Annotated in this window: 15 protein-coding genes; 8 read left to right on the forward strand and 7 right to left on the reverse strand. The window is 63.3% G+C overall.

Annotated elements, in window-relative coordinates; all coding sequences use genetic code 11:
* Positions 1-8: 8 nt before the first annotated feature.
* Positions 9-233 (reverse strand): hypothetical protein, encoded by a 225-nt coding sequence (locus JQ553_RS13365; protein WP_212500444.1) that lies wholly within the window; start codon positions 231-233, stop codon positions 9-11.
* Between the two features lie 284 nt (positions 234-517).
* Here JQ553_RS13365 and JQ553_RS13370 point away from each other — a divergent pair, with 284 nt between their 5' ends.
* The gene (locus tag JQ553_RS13370; RefSeq protein WP_212500445.1) at positions 518-1,798 is read left to right on the forward strand and encodes an amidohydrolase family protein; all 1,281 of its coding nucleotides are present in this window, start codon (positions 518-520) and stop codon (positions 1,796-1,798) included.
* Positions 1,799-1,946: 148 nt separating this feature from the next.
* Here the strand turns inward: JQ553_RS13370 and JQ553_RS13375 are convergent, their stop codons facing one another.
* Together JQ553_RS13375 and JQ553_RS13380 are read right to left on the reverse strand one after the other, a co-directional pair.
* Positions 1,947-3,185 (reverse strand): PLP-dependent aminotransferase family protein, encoded by a 1,239-nt coding sequence (locus JQ553_RS13375; RefSeq protein WP_212500446.1) that lies wholly within the window; start codon positions 3,183-3,185, stop codon positions 1,947-1,949.
* Between the two features lie 181 nt (positions 3,186-3,366).
* Positions 3,367-3,909 carry a DUF3124 domain-containing protein gene (locus JQ553_RS13380; RefSeq protein WP_409363065.1) on the reverse strand — a complete coding sequence of 181 codons (543 nt, stop codon included), beginning with the start codon at positions 3,907-3,909 and terminating at the stop codon, positions 3,367-3,369.
* A gap of 59 nt (positions 3,910-3,968) precedes the next feature.
* Here JQ553_RS13380 and JQ553_RS13385 point away from each other — a divergent pair, with 59 nt between their 5' ends.
* The 4 genes from JQ553_RS13385 to JQ553_RS13400 all read left to right on the forward strand — a co-directional run bounded on the left by JQ553_RS13385 (position 3,969) and on the right by JQ553_RS13400 (position 9,359).
* Positions 3,969-5,696, forward strand: a complete 1,728-nt coding sequence (locus tag JQ553_RS13385; protein ID WP_212500447.1) for a cation:proton antiporter — start codon at positions 3,969-3,971, stop codon at positions 5,694-5,696.
* Between the two features lie 166 nt (positions 5,697-5,862).
* A complete protein-coding gene (gene ribB, locus JQ553_RS13390) occupies positions 5,863-6,939 on the forward strand; it encodes a 3,4-dihydroxy-2-butanone-4-phosphate synthase (RefSeq protein WP_212500448.1) in 1,077 nt (358 codons plus the stop codon).
* A 139-nt stretch (positions 6,940-7,078) separates the two neighbouring features.
* Positions 7,079-8,293: an acyl-CoA dehydrogenase gene (locus tag JQ553_RS13395; protein WP_212500449.1), complete on the forward strand. Its 1,215-nt coding sequence runs from the start codon at positions 7,079-7,081 to the stop codon at positions 8,291-8,293.
* Between the two features lie 148 nt (positions 8,294-8,441).
* Entirely contained in the window at positions 8,442-9,359 is a 918-nt protein-coding gene (locus tag JQ553_RS13400) for an MBL fold metallo-hydrolase (RefSeq protein WP_212500450.1), read from the forward strand.
* A gap of 75 nt (positions 9,360-9,434) precedes the next feature.
* Here the strand turns inward: JQ553_RS13400 and JQ553_RS13405 are convergent, their stop codons facing one another.
* Complete coding sequence (locus tag JQ553_RS13405) at positions 9,435-10,289, reverse strand: DUF1499 domain-containing protein (protein ID WP_212500451.1); 855 nt, start codon at positions 10,287-10,289, stop codon at positions 9,435-9,437.
* Positions 10,290-10,435: 146 nt separating this feature from the next.
* A complete protein-coding gene (locus JQ553_RS13410; protein ID WP_212500452.1) occupies positions 10,436-12,064 on the reverse strand; it encodes a fatty-acid--CoA ligase in 1,629 nt (542 codons plus the stop codon).
* Positions 12,065-12,140: 76 nt separating this feature from the next.
* Here JQ553_RS13410 and JQ553_RS13415 point away from each other — a divergent pair, with 76 nt between their 5' ends.
* Positions 12,141-13,229, forward strand: coding sequence for an extensin family protein (locus tag JQ553_RS13415; protein ID WP_409363059.1), 1,089 nt, complete (start codon positions 12,141-12,143; stop codon positions 13,227-13,229).
* A gap of 25 nt (positions 13,230-13,254) precedes the next feature.
* Here the strand turns inward: JQ553_RS13415 and JQ553_RS13420 are convergent, their stop codons facing one another.
* On the reverse strand, positions 13,255-13,932 hold the full coding sequence (locus JQ553_RS13420) for a L,D-transpeptidase (protein ID WP_212500453.1): 678 nt from the start codon (positions 13,930-13,932) through the stop codon (positions 13,255-13,257).
* Positions 13,933-14,267: 335 nt separating this feature from the next.
* On the opposite strand from JQ553_RS13420, the gene JQ553_RS13425 reads away from it, so the two are divergent.
* Together JQ553_RS13425 and JQ553_RS13430 are read left to right on the forward strand one after the other, a co-directional pair.
* A complete protein-coding gene (locus tag JQ553_RS13425; protein ID WP_212500454.1) occupies positions 14,268-15,245 on the forward strand; it encodes a magnesium transporter CorA family protein in 978 nt (325 codons plus the stop codon).
* A gap of 138 nt (positions 15,246-15,383) precedes the next feature.
* A complete protein-coding gene (locus JQ553_RS13430) occupies positions 15,384-15,605 on the forward strand; it encodes a hypothetical protein (RefSeq protein WP_249144265.1) in 222 nt (73 codons plus the stop codon).
* Between the two features lie 112 nt (positions 15,606-15,717).
* Here JQ553_RS13430 and JQ553_RS13435 read toward each other — a convergent pair whose 3' ends face one another.
* Entirely contained in the window at positions 15,718-16,470 is a 753-nt protein-coding gene (locus tag JQ553_RS13435) for an SDR family NAD(P)-dependent oxidoreductase (protein ID WP_212500455.1), read from the reverse strand.
* Positions 16,471-16,485: the final 15 nt, after the last annotated feature.

The following is a 16,485-nucleotide window of genomic DNA, read 5'->3' on the forward strand; positions in this document are numbered from 1 at the left end:
TGTCGGTCTTAGTAGCGATGCTTCTTTACGATCACGACGCGGTCGTGATGGTGATGGCGCCAGCCATTGTGCCAGCCGCGGTCGTGGCGCATCTCGGCGCGCGCGTTCCAGCCGCGATCCCAGTGATGATAGCCGCCGCCGCGCTTGACCACGACGGTCTCGGCGTTTGCAATCGACGGCACCGCAACGGCAAGCGCACCGAGCGCGGCGAAAACAAATCCAAACTTCCTCATCGCATCCTCCTCAACTGAGCGTGGAAGAAACATCGCGCACATGGAAACGTTCCGAAGGAACGAGAGGAGTTTTCTGAACGGCTGTTCAGCAAGCGTGCGTTCCTATGCGCGTGCTGTCAGTTCGCATTGCTCCTCGCGAAGCGCATCAGGCACCCCGCGTGCTATCGGTGGACGCGGAGCATGATACGTGGATTCGTCCGCCGTCGGCTTCCGGTAACGCTTGCCTAACCGCCACGTCCGACGCATCATCGCGCCATAAAGATCATCCGTGGGGGGATATTGCCATGACCGGGCTTTCACGCCGCGATTTCCTTGCATTGACCGGATCTGCCGCCGCGGTGGCCGTCGCCGGGACCGCCGATGCCGCGATGGGACCGAATGACAAATTCGATCTCGTGATCAAGGGCGGCGACGTCATCGATCCGAGCCAGTCGCTGCGGGGAAAGCGCGATATCGGCATCCGCTGGGGCATGATCGAGGCCGTTGACAACGACATCCCGGCCGCCCGCGCCGCGAAGACCATCGACGCGTCGGGCAAGCTGGTGATGCCGGGTCTCGTCGACCTGCATTGCCACGTCTATCCCTATGGTTCGGCGATCGGCATTCCCGCCGACGAACTGGTGCAATTCCAGGGTACGACCACGGTGGTCTCGGCGGGCGATGCCGGGGTCAACAATCTTGCGGCGCTTCGGCGCTACATCGTGGCGCAGTCGCGGGCACGCATCTACGCCTTCGTCCATATCGCCAACAACGGCCTGTCCGCCTTCCCGGTGGCCGAACTCTACAACATCGACAACGCACAGGTCGAAGCCTGCGCGATGGCGCTTGCCGAAAACCCGGACTTCCTGATCGGCGTCAAGGTGCGCATGTCGGAGAATGTCATCTTCAAGCACGGACTGGAGCCACTGAAGCGCGGCATCCAGGCTTGCGAGATGTGCGGCTGGCCGGCGCGGATGATGGTGCATATCGGCGGCGTCGAGACCAAGGAGCTGATGTCTGACATCCTCAATCTGCTGCGGCCGGGCGATATCCTCACCCATGCTTATTCCGGCGCGCCGAATATCGGCGGCGTCTTCACCAACATCGTGCAGGACGGCAAGCTGCTGCCCGCGGCGCTTGCCGCCAAGCAGCGCGGCGTGCTGTTCGATGTCGGCCATGGCGGCGGCAGCTTCGACTTCACGGTGGCCGAAATCGCGATCCCGGGCGGTTGCACGCCGGACACGATTTCCTCCGATATCCACGTCTTCTCTGGCAACACGCCGGGAATGCCCTATCTGCCGAACGTGATGAGCAAATTCCTGGCGATGGGCTCCTCGCTGGAGCAGGTGGTTGCGATGGCGACCTCGGCGCCGGCGCGGATCATCAACCGCGCACCGAAGATCGGCACCCTGCAGCCAGGTGCCTCCGGCGATGTCGCGATCATGGATCTCGTCGAAGGACCGGTCTCCTTCGTCGACACCCGCAACAACAGGCGCGACGGCAATTTGTTGCTGAAGCCGGTGCAGACGGTCGTCAACGGGGTGCCGTTCGGCCGGCCGTACCAGTCACCGTTCGCGGTGAGGTGAGGCGCAAGGTGAGAGATGGATTGCTTCGCGGCGCTCCTCGCAATCGTGGAGAGATTGGTCATAGGCGTCATCGCGCGCCGGCCGGTCGCGCGAATGCGCGCCCGGTGACAGCCTCGGCGAACCAATCCATCGTGCCGCGGGTAGATCGCTAACCCCGCTTCTCCACATTGCTGCTCCGCGTCGGCACGCCGAACTCCTTGCGGCATACCTCGGCAAGCACCGCAACGCCCTCGCGGATCTGCTCGTGCGAGGGGCTTGCGAAGCACAGCCTGAGGCGGCTGCCGGAATGGGCGCTGTCGGTCGACCATTCCGGTCCCGGATTGATCGAGACGCCGGCGGCGAGTGCCGCCTGATATAGTCTCAACGTGTCGACATTGTCGGGGAGCTTGACCCAGAGGAAGATGCCGCCCTTCGGCGCCTCGAACTCGGCCGCGGTGCCGAACTGCTCGTTCAGCGCCTCCATCAGCGTATCGAGCTTTGTGCGCAGGACTCGCGTCAGCCTGGGCACGTGCGTTGAAAAATGCGGAACGCAATATTCGGCCAGCACCATCTGTTCCAGCGCGCCGGAGCCGGCGTCGGTCTTCAGCGCCAGCATCCGCGACATCATCTCCCAGGGCGCGACGATGAAGCCGACCCGCAGTGCCGGCGCGATCGACTTGGAAAATGAGCCGATATGGATCACGCCGCCCTGCTTGCTCATGGCATAGATCGCGGGCGGGCGCTCGCCGGTCCATATCAGGTCGGCATAGCAATCGTCCTCGAAGATCGGCACGCCGTAGTCCCGCGACAGTTTCAACATCTCGGCGCGACGGCTCTCGGGAAGGATGCTGCCGGTCGGGTTCTGCACGGTCGGGATCGTGTAGATGTATTTCGGTGTGATGCCGCGCCGCTTGTGGTCGGCGAGCGCGGACGCCAGCGCATCCATCCGCATGCCCTCGCGATCGAGCGGGATGCCGACCGCGTTGACGCCGAGCCGCGTCAACCGATTCAACGAGCCCTGGTAGGTCTCCTGCTCGATCAGCACGGTGTCGCCCTTGGCGAGCAGCGTGTGATTGACGAGATCGAGCGCCTGCAACGAGCCCGAGACGATCATCAAATCGTCCGCAGCGCAGGCGATGCCGGCGTCGCGCTTGAGCTTTCGCGTCAGAAACTCGCGCAAGGGCAAATAGCCCTGCGGTCCATGGGCGAGGTTGTAGGTCGCGAGATTCTTGCCCTCGCGCTTCAGCACCGCGGTGACCGCCTCGACCAGCCCGTCGACCGGGACCTGCTCGGGATCGTTGTTGCCGCCGACGAAGCTGTACTTTGCGAGCCCGGTCCACCGCGCGGCCGGCGCGGGCAGGCCGGCCGGGAGCAGGGGTGCAAAGTCGAACTGGGCTGAAGTGGTCATGGACATTTCGCTCCGTTTTGTTCTTGGTTGAGAAGGCCGTTGCGTTGCGGTCTTCCGGTCTGGGTCTTGTTCCGGTCTAAAGCGCGATGAGATTAGTTAGGCTGAATCATCATCGCGTTTTAGGTCTTTGTTTGAGCATGATCTTTTCGGAAAACCGCTACACACTTTTCCGGATCATGCTCTAGTTCTTGCCGACGAGCCTGATCGGCCGGCCCTGGCTGATGAAGGCATAATGCCCGGCGCCGACGCTGCCGACCATGAGCGCTTCGACGACCGGTTCCGCGATCTCGCCAGGCGCGGCCCAGTCCACCACGAAATTGGCCCCCGTGCCGCCGCGGGTATCCGCCGTGGCGATAGAGACCTCGATGGTCGAGAACGGTTTTAGCGCGACCGGCGACTTGAGGTAGCTTTCCACCATATTTCCTGATGTATCGAAATAGGCGATCCGCTTCAGCACCAGTGGGCTGGTCTCCGAGGCGTTGTGCACGCTGAGCGTGACCGAGAAATCGGCCCGGAGCTTGCCCTGGCTCATCGACACGCTGGAATAGACCGGCACGTAGAGCGCACCCGATACGGCGAGCGGACCCGATGGCACGGTGGTCAGCGAATTGGCAAAATTCTGCTCAACGGTCCCGGAGGATTGCGCCGCGGCCTCTCCCGTGCGAGCGATGAGCAGGCAGGCGAGCATCATCAGAGAGATGCCGCCTGCGCGGATGTGACACATTGCTCGCTTGATCCTCACGCCCGGCCCTCTAGGTTGCGGCAACAGGAAGTCTTCTGCGCATGCACGAACTTATTCGCGATATCACCGTAAGCATCCTGTTTGCCTGGGTGCTCGGGCTTTTCGCCCATTTCTCCCGGCAGCCGCTGATCCTGGCCTACCTTATCGCCGGCTTCTTGATTGGTCCATTCGGCATGGGCCTGGTCAAGTCTCAGGAATCGATCAGCGTCATTTCCGAGCTCGGGCTCATCTTCATGCTGTTCATGATCGGGCTCGAGATCGATCTGAAGAAGATCGTGCGCGCCGGCAAGGTCATCCTGTTCGCGGGCGCCGGCCAGTTGCTCGGCGGCTGCCTGCTCGGGATCCTGTTCTTTGCCGCGATCGGCCTGTCGATCGGGGGCGGCAGGTTCGATGCGCTGTATCTCTGTGTTGCCTGCGCGCTGTCCTCGACGGTCATCATCGTCAAGGTGCTCTACGAGAAGCGTGAGCTCGATACGCTGCCTGGCCGCATCACGCTTGGCGTGCTGGTGTTGCAGGACATCTTCGCAATCCTGTTCCTCGCGGTGCAGCCGAGCCTCGACAATCTGCAAATCGGGGTGGTGGTGCTCTCGATCGCGCGCGTCGCGGCGCTGGTCGCGACCGCGCTGGTCCTGAGCCGCTATGTGTTGCCACGACTGTTCCACCAGATCGCCCGCCGGCCGGAGCTGGTGCTGCTCGGCGCGCTGGCCTGGTGCTTTCTGATCGGCGAGATCGCCGAGAAGCTGCATCTGTCGCGCGAGATGGGTTCGCTGGTCGCCGGCGTCTCGCTGTCGACCTTCCCCTATGCGCTCGATGTCACCGCCAAGGTGACGACGCTGCGCGATTTCTTCATCACCCTGTTCTTTGTCGCGCTCGGTATGACGATCCCGATCCCCGGCCCGTCGGTGATCGGGCTCGCGCTGGTTATCGCGGCCTTCACGGTCGTGAGCCGCGCGGTCACGACGTTCACACCGCTCTATCTGATGAAGCAGGGGCTGCGCGCAAGCCTGTTGCCCGCGGTCAACCTGGCGCAGATCTCCGAATTCTCGCTGGTCGTGATCCAGACCGGGGTGGCCGCCAACCACATCTCGATGGAGACCGCGAACGCCGCCTCGTTCGCCTTCGTGGTGCTGGCGGTGCTCAGCACTTTCGTGATGAGCCGCAGCGACCAGGTCGTGCGCGGCTTGATCGGTCCGTTGAAGCGGATCGGTATTCGCGACCTCGACCATCGCCAGCAGGCCGAACGCGGCCACGAGGGTGGCCACGGCGAGATCAGGCGCATCGTCATTCTCGGCTTTTTCCGTGCGGCGAGCGCCCTGCTCAGCCAGATCGAGCGGCAAAACCAGTCGCTGCTCGAGCAGATCAGCGTGATCGACTTCAATCCGCTGGTGTTCCGCACGCTCTCCGACCGTGGCATGCACGTGATCTATGGCGACATCAGCAATGTCGACACGCTGGTCCATGCCGGCATCGGCAAGGCCGAGATCATCATTCTGAGCGTGCCGGATTTTCTCCTGGTCGGCGCGGACAACGAGAAGCTCGTCCGCCATGTCCGGACCTTGAACCCGACGGCGAAGATCGTCGCGACCGCGGACCTGCTCGCCGACGTCGAGGACCTTTACGCCGCCGGCGCCGACTATGTGACCGTGACCCGGATCAGCGACGCCGGCGAACTTTATGCCGTGATCGAGGCCGCCGACGCCGGCCTGCTCGAGGACAAGCGTGCCGAGCTGGATGTCCAGCTCTGCGAGCGGCGCGAGGTGCTGCCGTAGGCGGGATGTTCGCTCACGTCTCCCGAGGGTGAGGCGAACCTTTCTACGCGGCGGTGGCCGGCTGTCCTGGTATGCCCGTGCAACGCATGGCGGGTTGCATTATGATACTGGCGCGCGGTTCGGAACCCGGCTAATCCAATGCCTGCAATAGAGAGATCTTTGGACAATGGCCGATACGATCGAGGAAGTGCTGCAAGCCTTTGCAAAGGGCGAAATCGTCGTCGTCACCGATGACGACGACCGGGAAGGCGAGGGCGATCTGATCGTGCCGGCCTCGCTGTGCACGGCGGAGAAGATGGCCTTCATCATCCGCCACACCTCCGGCATCGTCTGCGCGCCGATCACGATTGATGACGCGCGGCGCCTGCGGCTCGATCCGATGGTGGCGCATAACGAGTCCAATCACACCACCGCCTTCACGGTCTCGATCGACTACAAGGCGGACGGCGGTACCGGCATATCGGCGGAGGAACGCGCGTCCTGCTGCCGCGCGCTCGCCAATCCCAATGTCGGCGCGAGCGATTTTGCGCGTCCGGGCCACATCTTTCCGTTGATCGCGCGGGACGGCGGCGTGCTCTTGCGTTCCGGCCATACCGAAGCGGCGGTGGATCTCTGCAAATTGTCCGGGTTGCCACCGGTCGGCGTCATCAGCGAGCTGATGAACGACGACGGCACGGTGATGAAGGGCACGCAGGTCTCGAACTTCGCCGCCGCCCACAAGCTCAAGCATGTCACGATCGCTGACATGATCGCCTATCGCCAGGCCCGCGAGAAGCTGATCAAGCGGGTCGCGACCTTTACCACGGAGAGCCCGATCGGCCCGCTGCAGGGCTACGCCTACCGCTCGCCGTTCGACGAGATCATGCACGCTGCCTTCGTCTACAACGGCATCGGCGACGGCAAGAACGTGCTGACCCGGCTGCACAAGCCCAACATCGTGAAAGACCTCTTCACCGGTCGGGCGCGGATGGAGGCGGTCTTGCGTCATTTCAAGGACGCCGGCCGCGGCGTACTTGTCTATTTGCGCGACGGCGCTGCCGGCGTTCCGGTCGAGCCTGTGGGCGAGACGAAAACCGCGGAAGCCGATCGCAACAAGCAGTGGCTCGAGGTCGGCGTAGGCGCGCAAATCCTGAGGGATCTCGGCGTCACCTCGATCCGCCACCTCACGTCGACGACACACGACTACAAGGGCCTGTCGGGTTTCGGCATCGAGATCGTCTCCAACGAGAAACTCGAAAGCTGACGGGGAGTCATTCCGCCCATCGCGCGCAGGCAACAGACCGCAGCTGCGTGGTTTGCATGTCGAGTCACCCCAATTGCGCTTCGCAGCACAGAGCTTTACTTTATCACCAATTCCGAGACCCGAGACGAAAGGATGTTTCATGAGCGTGCGCCCCCAGGCCAAGGACAAGCCGGCTGCGGCCGGTTTCCAGTGGGATGATCCGTTCCTGCTCGACGACCAACTAACCGAAGACGAACGCCTGATCCGCGACACCGCGCGTGCCTATGCGCAGGACAAGCTCTTGCCGCGGGTTATCAAGGCCTATCTGGAAGAGAAGACCGACCGCGAGATCTTCAACGAAATGGGCGAGCTCGGCCTGATCGGCGTCACGCTGCCGGAGGAATATGGCTGCGCCAATGCGAGCTACGTGGCCTACGGCCTGGTCGCGCGCGAGATCGAGCGTGTCGATTCCGGCTACCGTTCGATGAATTCGGTGCAGTCGTCGCTGGTGATGTACCCGATCTATGCCTATGGCGACGAAACCCAGCGCAAGAAATATCTGCCCAAGCTCGCGACCGGCGAATGGGTCGGCTGCTTCGGCCTGACCGAGCCGGACGCCGGCTCCGATCCCGGCGGCATGAAGACCCGCGTCGAGAAGGTGTCGGACGGCTATAAGCTGACCGGCAGCAAGATGTGGATTTCGAACGCGCCGATCGCCGACGTCTTCGTTGTCTGGGCCAAGTCGGCCGCGCATGACAACCAGATCCGCGGCTTTATCCTGGAGAAGGGCATGAAGGGCCTGTCGGCGCCGAAGGTCGGCGGCAAGCTCTCCCTTCGTGCCTCGATTACCGGCGAGATCGTGCTCGACAACGTGGTCGTGCCGGAAAGTGCGCTGCTGCCCAACGTTTCCGGCCTGAAGGGACCGTTCGGCTGCCTCAACCGGGCCCGTTACGGTATCTCGTGGGGCGCAATGGGTGCCGCGGAGGACTGCTTCCACCGCGCGCGGCAATACACGCTCGACCGCAAGCAGTTCAACCGCCCGCTCGCCGCCACCCAGCTCGTCCAGAAGAAGCTCGCCGACATGGAAACCGAGATCGCGCTCGGCCTGCAAGCGTCGTTGCGCGTCGGCCGCCTGATGGATGAGGGCAAGATGGCGCCCGAGATGATCTCGATCGTCAAGCGCAACAATTGCGGTAAGGCGCTCGACATCGCCCGCGTGTCCCGCGACATGCACGGCGGCAACGGCATCCAGATTGAATATCACGTGATGCGTCACACCGCGAACCTGGAAACCGTGAACACCTATGAGGGCACTCACGACGTCCACGCCCTGATCCTCGGGCGCGCCATCACCGGCATCCAGGCGTTTTCGTAAGGACCGCGAGCGTGCCCTCAAACACCGCTGTCATCGTCCGCGAAGGCGGACGATCCAGTATTGCGGCGTCCGCTCGTTCAGGCTCGACTGCCGTGTTTACTGGATTCCCGCGTTCGCGGGGAATGACAGCGAGCAGGTAATCTCCTCCATGACCGACAATGACGACATCCCGTTCAACCGCGACTTTCCGCTGAAGCCCGGCATCGTCGAGCAGGTTCGCCCCGGCGTTCGCCGCGTGCTCTGCAACAATCCGAGCCCGTTCACCTTCACCGGCACGGTCAGCTACATCGTGGGCCACGGCAAGGTCGCTATCATCGATCCCGGCCCTGACGACGAAACCCATGCGATGGCGCTGCTGAATGCCGTCCGCGGCGAGACCGTGACGCATATCCTGGTGACCCACACCCACCGGGACCACTCGCCAAACACCTCGCGGATCAAGGCTGCGACGGGCGCAACCGTCTATGCCGAGGGACCGCACCGCGCCTCGCGCCCGCGGTTCGAGAGCGAGAAGCACAATCCGGAATCCGGCGCCGATCGCGAGTTCCGGCCCGACGTCCAGGTGAAGCACGGCGAGGTCGTCGAAGGTTCCGGCTTTGCGCTGGAGGCGGTGGCAACGCCCGGCCACACTGCCAATCATCTCGCCTTCGCGTGGGCCGCGCGCAGCATCACCTTCGTCGGCGACCATGTGATGGGCTGGTCGACCTCGATAGTCGCGCCACCCGACGGCTCGATGATCGACTACATGGCTTCATTGGAGCGGCTGGAGCAGCGGCCCGAGCAACTTTACTTCTCGGGCCATGGGCCGGAAATCCCGGACGGGCCGCGCTTTGTCCGCTTTCTGGCCCGCCACCGCCGCGCGCGCGAGGCCTCGATCCTGCATCGCCTCGGCAAGGGCGACGCTGATATCCCGACCATGGTGCGTGCGATCTATATCGGGCTCGATCCGCGGCTCGCAGGCGCCGCCGGCTATTCCGTGCTCGCGCATCTGGAGGATCTCGTCGCGCGCGGCATCGTGGCGACGGAGGGCGATCCGGTGATCGGCGGGACGTACCGGCTGGCGTAGGGGCGAATGGGAAGTAGCGATTAGGGAAAGCGCGATCAGTTCCTTTCCCTATTCGCTACTCGCCATTTGCTGCTTCTACTTTTTCACCGTTTTGGCGGCCGGTGCCTTCGGCGGTGGCGGGGCTGCCTTCACCGGCTTTTTGGCAGCCGCCTCGGCGGCGGTGTTGATGTCCTCGATCAGTTTCGCCACCCGCGTGGCGTTACTGCCGAGGTCCGCGTCGAAGTAGCGGGAGGCCGAGCGGATATCGACCCGAGAGTCCTCGCCGTCAGGCGTGACACGGATCGAGACGTCCTCGCGGAAGCCCATGATCGGCGTGCGCGCCACCGCCTCGATCCGGCCAATTCGGCGCGGCGGCTGCGGCGCCCGCTCGTCGATGACGAGCCATTTGCGCCGGTTCACCAGGCGCAGCGTCACATCGTAGGCGCGGTCGACTGGCAGTTCGAGTTCGACGGTCTCGATGCCTGGGTAGGCGCGGCGTTGCTGCTCGGCCGAGTAAAGCCCGGCATACACGGCGGGGTTTGTGCCCTCGCCGGTACGCAGCCGGGCCAGCGCTTCGAATTTCGGCGGATCGATCGGATCGGTGGTGATGTCGTAGATCGGCGGCAGCTTGCGGAACTGGTAGGCAAGATAGGCGGGGTAGGCGAGCACGGCGCAGTTGATCAGCAGCGCGAGCGAAATCCGCCCCATGCCGCGACTGCCGTTCTGCCAGATCGCGGCAAAGGCGGCGAGGCCGACCAGGATCGACAGGACGGCTAATCCCAGCGCGCCGAAGAACGTCGCCAGCGCGGGCTTCACCTCGAGGAAACCGAAGCGCACGATGATGATCGAGACCAGCACCGCAATGACGGAAAAGATGGCGAGATTGCGTGACCAGGTGGCGAGACCGGATACGGGCTCCTGTTGATAGGGAGCGGAAAACCTGCGGGCCATCGTCGAGAAATCTGCCGGTTGAAATGTGCGACGACCCAAGGCCGCCGTCATCGGCCGTGTGAGACCATGGCCCTGCGGCAAATTCAAGGGAATTTGGCCGAATCGTCCTCCCCCTCAGGGGTCCTCGAGGGGGAGGACAAGGCTCCTTACGCAGCCGCGTTCGGAAAACTGTAGCTCTTGAACTGGTCGCGCAGCGCCGTCTTCAGGATCTTTCCAGTCGCAGTGTGCGGAATGCCTTCGACGAAGGCGACGTCGTCGGGCATCCACCATTTGGCGATCTTGCCTTCCATGAAGCTCAGGATGTCCTCGCGCGAGGCCTTCTGGCCCTCCTTGAGTTGCACGATCAAGAGCGGCCGCTCGTCCCATTTCGGATGATGGACGCCGATCACCGCCGCCTCAGCGACCGCGGGATGAGCGACTGCGAGGTTTTCCAGGTCAATCGATGAGATCCACTCGCCGCCGGATTTGATCACGTCCTTGGAACGGTCGGTGATGCGCATATAGCCGTGTCCGTCGATGGTCGAGACGTCGCCGGTGTCGAAATAGCCGTCCTCGTCGAGGATATTGGCGTCGACCCGGAAGTAGGCCTTTGCGATCGCAGGACCCGAGACCTTGAGCCGGCCGAACGTCTTGCCGTCCCACGGTAGCTCCTTGCCGGCGTCGTCGGTGATCTTCATCTGGACCCCGAAAGGCGGGTAGCCCTGGGTTTGCAGGACGTCGAGCCGCTCCTCGCCGGAGCGTTCGGCAAACGGCGGCTTGAGCGTGGCGAGCGTGCCGAGCGGGCTCATCTCGGTCATGCCCCAGGCGTGGCGCACCTCGGTGCCCATGTCGAGGAACGACTTGATCATCGAGCGCGGCATCGCCGAGCCGCCGCACACCACCATCCTCAGATGTGGCAGCGTCAGTTTGTTTGAGGCCATGTGATTGAGCAGCATCAGCCACACCGTCGGAACGCCGGCGGTATGGGTCACCTTCTCGGTCTCGAGCAATTCATAGACCGACGCGCCGTCGAGCTTCGGGCCGGGCATCACGAGCTTGGTGCCCATCGAGGGTGCCGAGAAGGCGATGCCCCAACTGTTGGCATGGAACAACGGGACAACCGGGAGCATTGTGTCTGAGGCGGAGGTGCCGAGCGCGTCCTTCGAGTTGGCCATCAGCGCATGCAACACGTTGGAACGGTGCGAGTAGAGCACACCCTTGGGATCGCCCGTCGTGCCGGACGTGTAGCACATCGCCGCCGCGGTGTTCTCGTCGAAGGTCTTCCACTGGAACTTGCCGTCGGACGCCGCGATCCAGTCCTCATAAGCCACCGCATTCTTAAGCGTGGTGTTCGGCATGTGCGCCTTGTCGGTCAGCACGATGTAGCGCTCCACGCTCGGCAGGCTGCCGGCGATCTTCTCCAAAACCGGAACGAAGGTGAGGTCGGTGATCACCGTGCGGTCCTGGGCGTGGTTGATGATCCAGGCGATCTGCTCCGGAAACAGGCGCGGATTGACCGTATGGCAGATCGCGCCGATCCCCATGACGCCATACCAGACTTCGAGATGACGCCAGGTATTCCAGGCGATGGTGGCGACGCGGTCACCGAGCTTGATGCCGTCGCGCTCGAGGCTTTGCGAGACTTTCAGTGCGCGAGCATGAATTTCGGCGTAGTTGGTCCGATGAATCGGGCCTTCGACGGACCGCGTAATCACTTCGCGCGTGCCGTGGTATTTCGCGGCGTGTTCGATGATCCGGTGACACAGCAAGGGCCAATCTTGCATCAAGCCAAGCATACGCGCGTCCCTCCTCGTTTCTTACGCAAGACCTGCCGGCGCCTTGAGCGGCCGGCAGCGAAGTAATGGAATTGACATGAACTGTAGCGCGGAGAAAGCAAGCCGAAAATGGGCCACCGGCGCGTTTGGTCGCGGGGGGGCGGCAATGGTTACCGTCACGGCGGCGCTGCTTTGGCTTGGCATGCAAGCCGAACCGGCGGAGGCGGCACGCCGGCCGGTGCGCTTCCCGTGGGATGACCTGTTTGCTCCGGCTCCGTCGCGTCCGCGGGCAAGCCCGCATCGTCACGCCGTGCCCTTGCCGCGCCCGCGCCCGGCCGAGGCGCCGGTGGCCGAACCCGAGCAGCCAGCGGCGCGAGAGCAGGCGCCGGCGGAGGCAGCCAAACCGGCCGAGCCGGAGGCGCCGCCCGCGCCTTCGGCCTGTCGGCAGGCACTGACGGAGGCCATCGCAATCGCGCCCAGCATCCCCGACATCTATGGCGCCGGCGGCTGCGGCGGAGAGGACCTGGTGCGGCTTGAGGCGATCGTGCTGCCGGACAAGCGCAAGGTCGCGGTGAAACCCGCAGCGATCCTCCGCTGCAAGATGGCGGCCGCCATCTCCAACTGGATCCGATCAGACATTGCGCCGCTTTCACAGCAGTTCGGGAGTGCCATCAGCGACCTCGACAATTTCGACTCGTTCGAATGCCGTGGCCGCAACCGTGTCGCCGGTGCCCTGCTTTCCGAGCACGGTCGCGCCAACGCGCTCGACGTGCGAGCCTTTACGCTCGCCAACGGCAAATCGATCTCGCTGACCGACCGCGCGGTGCCGCGCGAGCTTCGCGAAACCGTGCTGCAATCGGTGTGCGCGCGGTTTACCACCGTGCTCGGCCCGGGCTCGGACGCGTACCACGAGGACCACATCCATCTCGACCTCATGGAACGGCGCAACGATTACCGGATCTGCCAGTGGAACGTGTACGACGCGCTGCCGCATGTCGCGCCGCTGTTGCCGGCCGAGCGGCCGGAGGAGGCACCGCCGCGCGAGGTCGCGGCCAAATCCGACTCCGCCAAATCCGGCAACGGCAAAGCCGAGACGGTGAAGTCCGACGAAGGGGCGGCACCGCGCGGCGCCGCCGGGACCGGGCCGCAACCAACAAAAAAGCGCCGGCATAGCCGGCGCCTTTGATTCGTTCGGGGCGTGTCGCGAGAACTCAGTAGGCGTAGCCGCTGTTGCCGCCCTGCAAGGCCATCTGCGGCTTGAAGGGCGAATCCCCATGCTTCGGTTCCAAAACCACGACGACCGTGCCAAGGCCGACCCGGTCATAGAGATCGATGACATCCTCGTTGGTCATGCGGATGCAGCCCGACGAAATCGAGGAACCGATGTATTCCGGCTGGTTGGTGCCGTGAATGCGGAACAGCGTATCCTTGCCGCCCGAGTAGAGGTAGAGAGCGCGCGAACCCATCGGGTTGTCCGGTCCCGGCGCGACATAGGTGGGAACGCCGAGGCGCGATATTTCGCCCGGAGTCGGGTGCCACGCCGGCCACTCCGTCTTGCTGCCGATCTTGGCGATGCCGGACCACGCCATCGCTTCCTCGCCGACAGTGATGCCGTAGCGGATGGCCTTGCCGTCCCTCTGGACCAGGTACAGGTAGTGGTTGTCGGTATCGACCACGATGGAACCAGGGGCTTCCTTGCGGTGATACTCGACGATGGCGCGGCGGAACGGTTCAGCGATCGGCGTCTTCACATAGGTGGTTTTCGCGAGCAGTTCCTTGTCGCGCGGCTTGAAATTGGCGGTGTTGGTGGCCTCGTAAGTCGTGGCCTGCATGCAGCCCGACAGCGTCAGGCCGGCGGCCAGGATTGCCAAGGTAACTTTGAGCGACATGAGTTCATTCCAATTGATCCGCGCTCAAAGGTGCCCAGATTGCGCCCCAAACGCCACGATTCCACTAATGGCATTATTGCCGAAACCTGCCATTATTCCCACCATTTAGATGCCAGTGCCGCGCTGCGGGATGCCTTCTGTTGCTTTTTTGCCTCAAGTCTGCTGATGAGGTGGCTGCTTTTTGTGCAAAAGGGCAACAATTGCCCGTTTAGCGCCATGCCACCGCCGTCCAGCCGCCGCACCTGTGGATGGCCGTTAATGAGCCGGTCATGAAGCACTTGCGAGAATCGCGCTAAATCCGCGGACTTCCATCTGCCCGCCTCGTGGAGTTCCCTATGCTGTCGGTGTTCGTTGCCTCCGATTTTTCGCTCAAGAAGAGCACGCCGTCCGATCTGACGTCGCTGCCGGAAAACGCCGTCTGGGTCGACCTCGTGAACCCGACGACGGAGGAGGATCGCGCGGTGGAGCGGTTGGCTGGCATCGCGGTTCCGACCCGCGAGGACATGCAGGAGATCGAGATTTCCAGCCGCCTCTACATTGAAAACAGCGCGCGCTACATGACCGCGACGCTGATGTGCAATTCTGACTCGGACATGCCACGCACCACGGCCGTCACCTTCATCCTGGTCGGTCATCGCCTCGTGACTGTGCGCTATGAACTGCCGAGACCGTTCGCTTTGGTGGAGGCCAAGCTGGCCCGCACGTGCTCGCCCGGCATCACCGGCGAGATGGTGCTGATGGAACTCCTCGACGCGGTGATCGACCGCTGCGCCGACATTCTGGAGCGTTGCGGGCTCGACATCGACCAGGTCTCGCATGACATCTTCGAACCCGAAAGCGAGCGCCACGGCCACGCCAAGCAATATTCGCAGATCCTGATCGCGATCGGCCGCAAGGGCGACCTGACCTCCAAGGTTCGCGAAAGCCTGGTCTCGATCGGCCGCCTGGTCACTTTCATGTCGGCGGTGATAGAAGGCATTAAATGGTCGAAGGACATGCGCGAGCAGCTCAAAACCATGCAGCGCGACGTGACGTCCCTGACCGACCACGCTTCCTATCTGTCCAACAAGATCACCTTCGTGCTCGACGCCATGCTCGGTGTCGTCAATCTCGAGCAAAACAACATCATCAAGCTATTCTCGGTGATGGCCGTCGTCCTGATGCCGCCGACGCTGATCGCCTCGATCTACGGCATGAATTTCAAGGTGATGCCGGAACTCGAATGGGTGCACGGCTATCCGATGGCGCTGGTCATGATGCTCTTCGCGGCGATCGTGCCGTACTGGCTCTTCAGATGGAAGAAGTGGCTATGAAGCTTGTGCCAGCGCAAACGTCGCGTTTTGGGATTGCGGCGGCGTGCCTTATTTCCTCTCATAAAATTTGAGCGTTGCGCTGAACGTTTGGGCGAAATTTGTCTGCGATAACGCCCGCCTCGAAGCCGGAGGATCGCAATGGTTGAGAAGATCATAACGCCACGGCGTAACGTCATCGACTTTGCGCGCTATCAACAGGACCGCGCACTCGGCAGGGTACGGGCGATCTCGCCCAGGCTCTGCCGTTTTTGTGGCGCTGCGCTGCTCGATGGTGAGAACGAAGACGAATGCTCCAGCGCGCTGAACGACATCGCGCTGCAGCCGATTGAGACGAAGCCGCGCAGGTTTTACGCGGACTAGAGGCAGGAGCCTCCTTGCATCATTGCATGTGCAATTGAAGCAATCCCGAGAAGAGGCCGCGGCGGCGGCCGGGATCGCTTTCTCCCTCCGGCAGTAATGGCCTCATTCGCTCCTAGACGTGCTGGCCGCCGTTGATGTGGATTTCCGCACCGTTCACGTAAGAGCTCGTTTCCGTACAGAGCACGTAGATGATTTTGGCGACTTCGTCGGGTGTGCCCAGGCGATGCATCGGAATCTGCTGGTCGACGATCTTCTCGGTGCCGGGCGACAGGATCGAGGTGTCGATCTCGCCAGGCGCGATCGCGTTGACCCGAACGCCGACACGGCCGAAATCCGAGGCCATCTCGCGTGTCAGCGAAGCGAGCGCCGCCTTCGATGTCGCGTAGGCAGCGCCCGCGAACGGGTGCACGCGTGAGCCGGCGATCGAGGTGACGTTTACCACCGCGCCCTTGGCGTGCTTCAACTCCTCGATCAGGCCGCGGGCCAACATGATCGGTGCGAAGAAATTGACGCGGAACACGTGCAGCCACATCTCAACGTCCGTGTCCAGGGTGCCAAGCCGCGCACCACCACCACCCTTCGGCGAGATCGCCGCATTGTTGACCAGCGCGTGCAGTTCGTCGTTCACCAGCCGTTTGCGGATTTCCGCGATCGCACGAACCGTGTCGTCATAGTCGCCGAAGTCGACCTCGATGTGATCTTCCGGTCCCGCGCCCCAGGGGCATACTTCCGGAAACGCGTGCCGTGAGCAGGTGATGACGCGCCAGCCGGCGGAAGAAAATCGGATCGCGGTGGCGTGGCCGATGCCGCGGCTGGCGCCGGTGAGAAGCAGCGTGCGCCGCGGCGCGTTGGAAGGAGGGGACATGGCAGTCTTTCAGGC

The organism is Bradyrhizobium lablabi (assembly GCF_018131005.1).
GTDB lineage: Bacteria > Pseudomonadota > Alphaproteobacteria > Rhizobiales > Xanthobacteraceae > Bradyrhizobium > Bradyrhizobium lablabi_D.

Excerpts from the sequence above, each read along its gene's own strand:
- JQ553_RS13365 (WP_212500444.1), bottom strand. The coding sequence starts at position 233 with ATGAGGAAGTTTGGATTTGTTTTCGCCGCGCTCGGTGCGCTTGCCGTT.
- JQ553_RS13370 (WP_212500445.1), top strand. The coding sequence starts at position 518 with ATGACCGGGCTTTCACGCCGCGATTTCCTTGCATTGACCGGATCTGCC.
- JQ553_RS13375 (WP_212500446.1), bottom strand. The coding sequence starts at position 3,185 with ATGACCACTTCAGCCCAGTTCGACTTTGCACCCCTGCTCCCGGCCGGC.
- JQ553_RS13380 (WP_409363065.1), bottom strand. The coding sequence starts at position 3,909 with ATGTGTCACATCCGCGCAGGCGGCATCTCTCTGATGATGCTCGCCTGC.
- JQ553_RS13385 (WP_212500447.1), top strand. The coding sequence starts at position 3,969 with ATGCACGAACTTATTCGCGATATCACCGTAAGCATCCTGTTTGCCTGG.
- ribB (WP_212500448.1), top strand. The coding sequence starts at position 5,863 with ATGGCCGATACGATCGAGGAAGTGCTGCAAGCCTTTGCAAAGGGCGAA.
- JQ553_RS13395 (WP_212500449.1), top strand. The coding sequence starts at position 7,079 with ATGAGCGTGCGCCCCCAGGCCAAGGACAAGCCGGCTGCGGCCGGTTTC.
- JQ553_RS13400 (WP_212500450.1), top strand. The coding sequence starts at position 8,442 with ATGACCGACAATGACGACATCCCGTTCAACCGCGACTTTCCGCTGAAG.
- JQ553_RS13405 (WP_212500451.1), bottom strand. The coding sequence starts at position 10,289 with ATGGCCCGCAGGTTTTCCGCTCCCTATCAACAGGAGCCCGTATCCGGT.
- JQ553_RS13410 (WP_212500452.1), bottom strand. The coding sequence starts at position 12,064 with ATGCTTGGCTTGATGCAAGATTGGCCCTTGCTGTGTCACCGGATCATC.
- JQ553_RS13415 (WP_409363059.1), top strand. The coding sequence starts at position 12,141 with ATGAACTGTAGCGCGGAGAAAGCAAGCCGAAAATGGGCCACCGGCGCG.
- JQ553_RS13420 (WP_212500453.1), bottom strand. The coding sequence starts at position 13,932 with ATGTCGCTCAAAGTTACCTTGGCAATCCTGGCCGCCGGCCTGACGCTG.
- JQ553_RS13425 (WP_212500454.1), top strand. The coding sequence starts at position 14,268 with ATGCTGTCGGTGTTCGTTGCCTCCGATTTTTCGCTCAAGAAGAGCACG.
- JQ553_RS13430 (WP_249144265.1), top strand. The coding sequence starts at position 15,384 with ATGGTTGAGAAGATCATAACGCCACGGCGTAACGTCATCGACTTTGCG.
- JQ553_RS13435 (WP_212500455.1), bottom strand. The coding sequence starts at position 16,470 with ATGTCCCCTCCTTCCAACGCGCCGCGGCGCACGCTGCTTCTCACCGGC.